This window comes from Terrabacter sp. P5_B1, assembly GCF_056400505.1.
On sequence record NZ_JBFULD010000188.1, the window covers coordinates 1 to 8,299 of the forward strand.

Annotated in this window: 8 protein-coding genes; 6 read left to right on the forward strand and 2 right to left on the reverse strand. The window is 69.2% G+C overall.

Annotated features, from left to right (window positions below; translation table 11 throughout):
* Positions 1–182 (forward strand): hypothetical protein (locus AC1DP0_RS13905; RefSeq protein ID WP_478085142.1); only part of this gene is annotated, 182 nt, incomplete at its 5' end.
* Positions 183–370: 188 nt separating this feature from the next.
* Here the strand turns inward: AC1DP0_RS13905 and AC1DP0_RS13910 are convergent.
* Entirely contained in the window at positions 371–1,552 is a 1,182-nt protein-coding gene (locus tag AC1DP0_RS13910) for a phytanoyl-CoA dioxygenase family protein (RefSeq protein WP_478085143.1), read from the reverse strand.
* A gap of 161 nt (positions 1,553–1,713) precedes the next feature.
* Here AC1DP0_RS13910 and AC1DP0_RS13915 point away from each other — a divergent pair, with 161 nt between their 5' ends.
* The 4 genes from AC1DP0_RS13915 to AC1DP0_RS13930 all read left to right on the forward strand — a co-directional run bounded on the left by AC1DP0_RS13915 (position 1,714) and on the right by AC1DP0_RS13930 (position 5,612).
* Complete coding sequence (locus AC1DP0_RS13915; protein WP_478085144.1) at positions 1,714–2,766, forward strand: LacI family DNA-binding transcriptional regulator; 1,053 nt, start codon at positions 1,714–1,716, stop codon at positions 2,764–2,766.
* 176 nt (positions 2,767–2,942) lie between these two features.
* Positions 2,943–3,947 carry a Gfo/Idh/MocA family protein gene (locus AC1DP0_RS13920; protein ID WP_478085145.1) on the forward strand — a complete coding sequence of 335 codons (1,005 nt, stop codon included), beginning with the start codon at positions 2,943–2,945 and terminating at the stop codon, positions 3,945–3,947.
* A 29-nt stretch (positions 3,948–3,976) separates the two neighbouring features.
* The gene (locus AC1DP0_RS13925; protein ID WP_478085146.1) at positions 3,977–4,837 is read left to right on the forward strand and encodes a sugar phosphate isomerase/epimerase family protein; all 861 of its coding nucleotides are present in this window, start codon (positions 3,977–3,979) and stop codon (positions 4,835–4,837) included.
* Between the two features lie 40 nt (positions 4,838–4,877).
* Positions 4,878–5,612 carry a sulfite exporter TauE/SafE family protein gene (locus AC1DP0_RS13930; protein WP_478085147.1) on the forward strand — a complete coding sequence of 245 codons (735 nt, stop codon included), beginning with the start codon at positions 4,878–4,880 and terminating at the stop codon, positions 5,610–5,612.
* Between the two features lie 577 nt (positions 5,613–6,189).
* On the opposite strand, the gene glnA is transcribed toward AC1DP0_RS13930, so the two are convergent.
* The gene (glnA, locus tag AC1DP0_RS13935; protein WP_478085148.1) at positions 6,190–7,614 is read right to left on the reverse strand and encodes a type I glutamate--ammonia ligase; all 1,425 of its coding nucleotides are present in this window, start codon (positions 7,612–7,614) and stop codon (positions 6,190–6,192) included.
* A 195-nt stretch (positions 7,615–7,809) separates the two neighbouring features.
* On the opposite strand from glnA, the gene AC1DP0_RS13940 reads away from it, so the two are divergent.
* The gene (locus AC1DP0_RS13940) at positions 7,810–8,292 is read left to right on the forward strand and encodes an RDD family protein (protein WP_478085149.1); all 483 of its coding nucleotides are present in this window, start codon (positions 7,810–7,812) and stop codon (positions 8,290–8,292) included.
* Positions 8,293–8,299: the final 7 nt, after the last annotated feature.

Here is an 8,299-nt window from a genome sequence, read left to right on the forward strand (position 1 = left end):
TCGCACCAGAGGATGCGATGTCGCTCTACGTGCAAAGGGACCCCGAGGACGGCGCCTCCGGGATCGACTTCACGATGAGTCAGGTCAACTCGCTCTCGATCTCGCAGTTCCTCTACGCCGACTCACACGACACGCTTCGGCGCGGTACCGAGGCCGACGTGCTGAGCGCCGCCCACTGCTAGCGCTGAAGATCGGACGGGCGCCATCTGGTCTCACCATCGCTGCAACGTCCGGACATGCCGCCGAGCGGCCGTTGCGACGCTCCTGTGTCTGAGCACCGGCCACCCGCGGTGGAAGCGTGGCCAGGGGCCCCCGACCCAGCTGTGGTGCGTCGAGGGCCCGGGCAAGGAGGGGTCACGAACACTAAGGGTCAGTGACTGCCTCGCGCCGCTTGGTGGCGTGTCAGTCGCTCGGTCAGATCAGCGGATTGGTAGCCATCGGCCAGGGCCTCGTTCACGATCTCGGCCTGGGTACGTGGCGACATCCCGTCGATGGGCTGGTCGCGGTCGAGGTTGGTCGGGAAGGCGTAACCCTCCGCGGTCGAGGCGATGACGTTGGCGATCGCACGAAGTGTCATGCCGGCGGCTCGGGCGGAGAGGAGCGCGGGGTAGACGGCTTGGACGACCCTGGCTCGGTCGACGGTCTCCATGGTTCGACCGAAGGCCGAGCTGATCTGCAGGAGGTTCGCCATCCGGCGCACGTCGGTGGTGTGGTTGGTGCCGGCGGCGTGGAAGAGCGCCGGGTTGAAGAACACCGCATCGCCGGCCGAAAGCGGCAACTGCACGTGGTGGGCAAGGAAGTAGTCCTGGAAATCCGGCTGCTGGTAGGCGACATAACCGTGCGTGTACTTCTGGCTGTGCGGCAGGTAGAGCGTCGGTCCGGACTCGACGGGCATGTCGACGTGCGCGACTGCCCCCTGGAGCGTGAGCACCTGCGAGAGTTCGTGTACGTGCGCCGGATAGGCCGCGCAGGTCTCGGCGGACTGGAAGCCGAGGTGATAGTCGCGGTGCACCGTCTGACCGGCGCCGCCGGGGTTAACGACGTTGAGCTGCGACGTCACCTGGTAACCGGGCCCGAGCCAGGCCTGCGCTGCGAGCGCGAGGGCGTCGTTGGCGTAGTAGTCGACGAAGGCCTCGGGGTCGGCGACGGCCAGCTTCTCGAGGGCATTCCAGATCCGGTCGTTGGCGCCCGGCTTGGCGAAGTGGTCACCGGCCGCGATGCCGCTCGCCCGCTGGGTGACGATCATCCGCTCGAACGCCGCCGTGGCACGGTCGAGCGGGGCGGCCTCGAAAGCACCTGTGAGGACGACGATCCCCGGACCGTCGGACAGGGCTCGCGCCAGCTCGGCCTGCACGTCTCGGCGGGAGGTGTCCACACCAGCTGTATGCCGCAGGGTGGCCCAGTCGTAGATGAGCACCTCCTGCTCGACGCGGGTCGCGTGCGGGTACTCACCCAGGTCGGTCTGCTGGTCGAGCACGGCGAGCAGGTCTGGGAGCCTGGCGTCCTCCGGACGGGTCCAGTGCGGTCGCGAGCCGGTCGATGTCATGGTCATGGTGCCCTCCTCGGGCGGAACGGCGGTCACCCGGGCGGCCCGGTGCGACGCTGCGGTTGTGCTGGGGATGCCTCAAGGATGGCGCGCGACTCTCGTCATCGACGAGGACAAAGCCCTCAGAAAGACCTCATGTACGGCGTCTCGGAGCTAGCCTCGCAGGCATGACCCGATCTCGCGCCAGGTCCCACCGAGTGCGGGACATCGCCGAGCAGTCAGGGCTCTCGGAGGCGACGATCGATCGCGTGCTGCACGGCCGTCCGGGGGCGAGCGCYCGGGCGGTGCGCGCCGTCGAGCAGGCCGTGCTCGACCTTGACCGCCAGCAGACCCAGCTGCGCCTCGCCGCTCGCACGCTGCTGCTCGACGTCGTCATCCAGGCCCCGTCGCGGTTCAGCTCTGCTGTGAGGTCGGCACTCGAGGACGAGCTTCCCGCGCTGCGCCCAGCCGCGGTCCGGGCGCGCTTCCACCTGCGCGAGAACGCCGATGTCGCCGCCGCGGTGGAGGTGCTCGACGGACTGGGTCGGCGCGGACGCGTCTGCCACGGCGTGGTGCTCAAGGCGCCTGACGACCCCGCCGTCGCGTCTGCCGTCGACCGGCTGGCCGTCCGCGGCATCCCTGTCGTCACCCTCGTCACCGACGTCCGCGACAGCGCGAGGGTGGCGTACGTCGGACTGGACAACGCCGCGGCCGGGGCCACGGCCGCCTATCTCGTGACGCAGGTCCTCGGCGACCGGCCCGGGGACGTGCTGCTCACCTTGAGCCGGTCGTTCTTCTTCGGTGAGCGCGAGCGGGCGGAGGCCTTCACCTCGGCTCTGTCGCGCCTCGCGCCCCGTCGGCGCATCCACAGGATCACCGACAGCGACGGCCTCGACGCAACGATGGGAGCACGCGCGGCCGACCTGGTCACCGAGCAGCCGGGCGTCTGCGCGGTCTACTCGGTCGGGGGTGGCAATCGCGCCATCTCGCGGGCCTTCACTGACGCAGGCCGCCCGCCCGGGGTCTTCATCGGGCACGACCTCGACGAGGACAACCTGGAACTGCTGCGCTCGGGAGTGCTCACCGCCGTCCTCAACCATGATCTCCACGCCGACATGCGCAACGGCGTGCGTCAGGTGATGCGCGCGCACCGGCTGATGCCGGGCGCGCCCACGTCCGTCGCGGCCAACGTCGAGGTCGTCACGGCATACAACATTCCCCCGCGGATCAACGTCCACTGAGGGCGAAGCCAGACGCCCTGCTCGAGCCGTGAGGGACTTTTGAGGGCTTTGCTCGGCGCAACGCCGGTGTAGGTGCCCTCAGGCTGAAGTGACCGGCCTGGGCCACGACGTCCTCAGGCGCAGCCGCGGCCACGAAGCGCCGTCGTGGCGCCACCAGCACATCTCGAGGAGAACCCATGCGCCTTGGTCTGATCGGACTCGGCAGGATCGGCTCGTTCCACGCTGCCACCCTCTGCCGGCTGCCCGCCGTCGACTCCCTCGTCGTGACGGACGTTGTCCCGGCGGCGACGCGGGCCGTCGCCGAGCGGGTGGGTGCCGAGCCGGCCGACTCGCCTGAGAGGCTCCTCGAGAGCGGCATCGAGGCCCTCGTCATCGCTGCGGCCACGAACGCCCACACGCAGCTCATCAGGGCCGGCGTCGACGCCGGGCTGCCGGTCTTCTGTGAGAAGCCACTGTCGGCTGACCTCGCCGAAGCCGCAGCCATCGCTCAGTACGTGAGGGAGAGCGCGGTCCCGGTGCAGGTCGGCTACCCGCGCCGCTTCGACCCGGCCTTCAGCGCCGCCCGTGCGGCCGTGGAGTCGGGGGAGCTCGGCTGGGTCCACACGGTGCGCTCTACCACCCTCGACCCAGCGCCCGCGCCACGCGAGTACATCGCGGCTTCCGGTGGGATCTTCCGGGACTGCAGCGTGCACGACTTCGACACCGTCCGGTGGGTGACGGGCAGAGAGGTCGTCGAGGTCTACGCCACGGGCAGCGCACGGGGCGAGGACTTCTTCGCCGAGCTCGGTGACGTGGCAACAGCGGCCACGGTGCTGACCTTCGACGATGGCGCGACCGCGGTTGTCTCGAACAGCCGCTACAACCCGCGCGGGTATGACGTCCGGCTCGAGCTGCACGGGACTGGCGACAGCGTCGCCGCGGGGTGGAGTGACACCACTCCGCTGCGCAACCTCGAACCTGGCTCAGCGTGGCCCTCCGGGCCACCTGCGACGTTCTTCATGGACCGGCTCGGCGCCGCCTTCGAGGCCGAGCTGCATGCCTTCACCGACGTGGTTGCCGGACGACGCGAGTCGCCGTGCACGGTTGACGACGCCCTGGCCGTCGCCCACATCGCCGAAGCCGCGGCCCTGTCCTTGGCAGAGCGTCGTCCGGTGCGGGTCGACGAGGTCCGGCACTCATGACGACTGCGGCGCCGCCTCAAGAGTCTGACGTGCTGCTCGCCACCTGCTGGACCAGCGCAGGCGATGCCGCGTCGGGCCGGTCCGACCTGCGCAGTCCGCTGAGCCTGCGGGAACGGATGGAAGCCGCCTCAGCGGCCGGCTTCCGCGGTTTCGGGCTGCTCTCCGACGACCTCCCGGCGGCCGTTGCGGCGTATGGCCTTCAAGGCATCCGAGCCTTGCTCGCCGACAACGGGATCTCCCACCTGGAGCTCGAGGCCATCCCGTACTGGTGGGACGACGGCCGCCATCGCGAGGAGTCGGATCGAGTCCGCCATGGGCTCCTGGAGGCTGCGGAGGTGCTCGGCGCACGACACCTCAAGGTCACTCCGGATGGCGACGACGGCCCGTGGAACCGTGACCTGTGGACAGCTCGGTTTGCGGCACTGGCGGCCCAGGCCGCCGATGTCGGCGCACGCCTGGGCCTCGAGTTCTTCCCCTGGTCCAACGTCAAGACGCTGCACGACGGTCTGCGGCTCGTCGCGGATGCGGGACACCAGGCAGGTGGCGTGATCATCGACACGTGGCACGTCGCCCGGGCGCAGACACCCGCCTCCGAGCTCGCGGACGTCCCGCAGGACCGCATCGTCGGCGTGGAGCTCAACGACGCCGACGCGCAAGTCACCGGGACGCTGTTCGAGGACACCGTGCATCGCCGCCGCTACTGCGGCGAGGGCGCGTTCGACCTGACCGGCATGATCACGGCCCTGCGCGCGGCCGGGTGGAACGGGCCATGGGGGGTCGAGATCCTTTCCGACGAGCATCGAGCCCAGCCGGTCCGCGAGGCGCTCGCCCGCGCCGCCGCCAGCACGCGCCACGTCCTGGAACGAGCCGACCAAGGCGCAGTGCCGTGATGAGATGCGTCCCGGCCAGTCACCGGCACAGGAACAGCCGATGACCCCTGCCGCTCTGGCGCTCCTGGCCGTCGCCGCCCTGCTCATCGGCTTCGCCAAGACCGCCATCGGCGGCGTCGCGAGCATCGCCGTGGCCATCTTCGCCCTAGTCCTGCCCACCAGAGAGTCGACGGCGGCGATCCTGCTGCTGCTCATCGTCGGTGATGTCGTCGCGGTGTGGCACTACCGCCGCGATGCCGACCTCGCACTGCTCCGGCGACTCCTCCCCGCCGTCCTGCCGGGCCTGCTCCTCGGCGCGCTCTTCCTCTCCCGCGCCGACGACAGCACGCTCCGTCGCGCCATCGGCGGCCTGCTTCTCGTCCTGGCGGCGCTTCAGCTTGTGCTGAACTGGCGGTCGCTGGACGCTTCCCGCGTGGGCTCGTCACGTGCGGCAGCCGGGGGCACCGGAGCGGCCGCCGGCTTCGCCACGATGACCGCTAACGCCGCAGGACCGGTCATGACGCTCTACCTCGTCGCGCAGGGAGTCGACAAGCCGCGGTTCCTCGGCACGAGCGCGTTGTTCTTCTTCGGCGTCAACCTCTGCAAAGTGCCCTTCAGCGTCGGACTCGGGCTCTTCGGCAGCGAGACGCTCTCGCGGACACTGGCGCTTCTGCCCTTCGTGCTGGTCGGCACATGGGTCGGGCTCCACACGGCCCGCCGACTGAGCCAGACCCGGTTCGACCAGGCGGTACTGGCTGCCACGGCCGTCTCGGCGCTCGCGCTGCTGGTGGGCTGAGAGCGATCCCGTCGCAAGCACGGTCAGACACCCCTGGTCGACACAGTCGCAGGGCGCGCGGGCCCACAGCCGACGTCCGCTTCTGCCGCGATCCGCGCCGAGGACACAGCCCTCAACCGCTACGTGAAGGCTCGTCTCTCCTAATCCTGCGGCCGCGAGAAAAGGCTTGACCGGGGGTCGTGGGCTGTCGGTTCACGCTTGGGAGTACCACACCCTTCCGAGGGTGGCGGGCTCGGGGGCCGCGAGGTTGCAGGCGGGGGGCGCTTGCGGGGTCGCAGGGACGGGCGCAGGCACGCGCCACGGCATCGGGCAGGGCGGGCCCACAGGACCGCGAGAGGGCCACGACGGGGCGCGGCCCGAGTCGGGGCGGTCCCGGGGGAGGATGGGCGGCCACAGGACCGGGCCTTTCACGGGCCGCCATGGGCCTCGCGCACGACGGGCTGCCACGGCAGCCTGATGGCACATCCATGGCACATGGCAACGCGAAAGGGCGCCTGACGATGACAGATGCCAAAAGACAAATGCGCAGGTCAGACGCCCTTTACGCGAGACGCCGCAGGTCAGCGGAACATGAGTCTCAGATGTCGAAGTACATCTCGAACTCGTGCGGGTGCGGACGGAAGCGGATCGGGTCCACCTCGTTCTTGCGCTTGTACTCGATCCAGGCCTCGATGAGGTCCTGCGTGAACACGTCGCCCTCGAGGAGGTAGTCGTGGTCTGCCTCGAGGGCATTGAGCACCTCGGGAAGCGAGCCGGGCACCTGCTCGATCGCGGCGTGCTCCTCCGGCGGCAGCTCGTAGAGGTCCTTGTCGACCGGCTCCGGGGGCTCGATGCGGTTCTTGATGCCGTCCAGACCGGCCATGAGCTGCGCGGCGAAGCACAGGTACGGGTTGGCCGACGGGTCGGGGACGCGGAACTCGATGCGCTTGGCCTTGGCCGACGTGCCCGTGATCGGGATGCGGACGCAGGCCGAACGGTTGCGAGCGGAGTAGACCAGGTTGACGGGAGCCTCGTAGCCGGGCACCAGGCGGTGGTAGGAGTTCACCGTCGGGTTGGTGAACGCGAGCAGCGAGGGGGCGTGCTTCAGCAGGCCGCCGATGTACCAGCGCGCGAGGTCGGACAGACCGCCGTAGCCGCGCTCGTCGTAGAAGAGGGGCTCGCCGTCCTTCCAGAGCGACTGGTGCGTGTGCATGCCCGAGCCGTTGTCACCGAAGAGCGGCTTCGGCATGAAGGTCGCGGTGTGACCCTGCTTCCACGCCGAGTTCTTGACGACGTACTTGAACTTCATGAGGTCGTCGCCGGAGTGGAGCAGCGTGTTGAAGCGGTAGTTGATCTCCATCTGGCCCGCGGTGCCGACCTCGTGGTGGCTGCGCTCGACGTTGAGACCGACCTCCTTGAGCTCGAGGCAGATCTTGTCGCGGAAGTCGGCGAAGTGGTCGACGGGGGAGACGGGGAAGTAGCCGCCCTTGTAGCGGGTCTTGTAGCCCTTGTTGCCGCCCTCCTCCTCGCGGCCGGTGTTCCACGCGGCCTCGACGGAGTCGATGAAGTAGTAGCCGGCGTTCTGCTTCGTCTCGAAGCGCACGTCGTCGAAGACGTAGAACTCGGCCTCGGCGCCGAAGTACGCGGTGTCGGCGATGCCGGTGGACTTGAGGTACTCCTCCGCCTTGCTCGCGATGTTGCGGGGGTCGCGGCTGTAGCGCTCGTCCGTGAACGGGTCGAGGATCGAGAAGTTCATGACCAGGGTCTTCTCGACGCGGTACGGGTCGACGAAGGCGGTCGCGGGGTCGGGCACGAGCTTCATGTCGGACTCGTGGATCGCCTGGAAGCCACGGATCGAGGACCCGTCGAACATCTGCCCGACGGTGAAGAAGTCCTCGTCGACCGACTCAGCCGGCACGTTGAAGTGCTGCATGACACCGGGCAGATCGCAGAACCGAATGTCGACGAACTTGACGTCCTCGTCCTTGATGAACGTGAGGACCTCGTCAGCTGAGCTGAACATCCAACCTCCTGATGTGGGGCGAGGTCGCCCGGACCTGGGCTCGTCGGAGCGGCAGGGATCGAGGGACGGCCTCGTGCTGTCGGTGACGACCCTACCCACCGGCGATTTCTCGGCCATGACCCTCATGTTTCGCGGGTGTTACGGAAGGGCAGGCCCGCGCAAGGAGCCCGGACCAGGTCTCGTTAGGCTGGTCCCGTGGTGGACCGCAAGGACTTCGGCTCATGGCTCCAGGGCCCCCGAGAGCGTACGAACGCCGCGGGGCAGTACCGCGGGCGCGACCTCGGCCTGCCACCGCAGGGACCCGGCTCCGTGGCCGGCTTCGGCATCCGCTTCGCGGGTGTGCTCATCGACTGGACGATCGCCTCGTTCATCGCGCGTGGTCTCTTCGGGGTGCCGCTGCCGTTCTCGCAGCCTCCGGCCTCGGGCGCCCAGGGCTTCGTGGTGCTCGCGGTGTTCRGCGTCATGCACCTCGTGCTCGTCGGCACGGTCGGGTTCACCATCGGCCACCGGATCGTGGGCCTGCAGGTGCGCTCCCTGGTCGGCGACCGCGTCCTGCCGCTGCAGGCGATGGCCCGAACCGTCCTGCTCTGCCTCTTCCTGCCCGCCGTCGTGTGGGACCGCGACGGCCGGGGACTGCACGACAAGGTGCCCAACACCGTCATCGTCCGAACCCGCTGACGCGAGG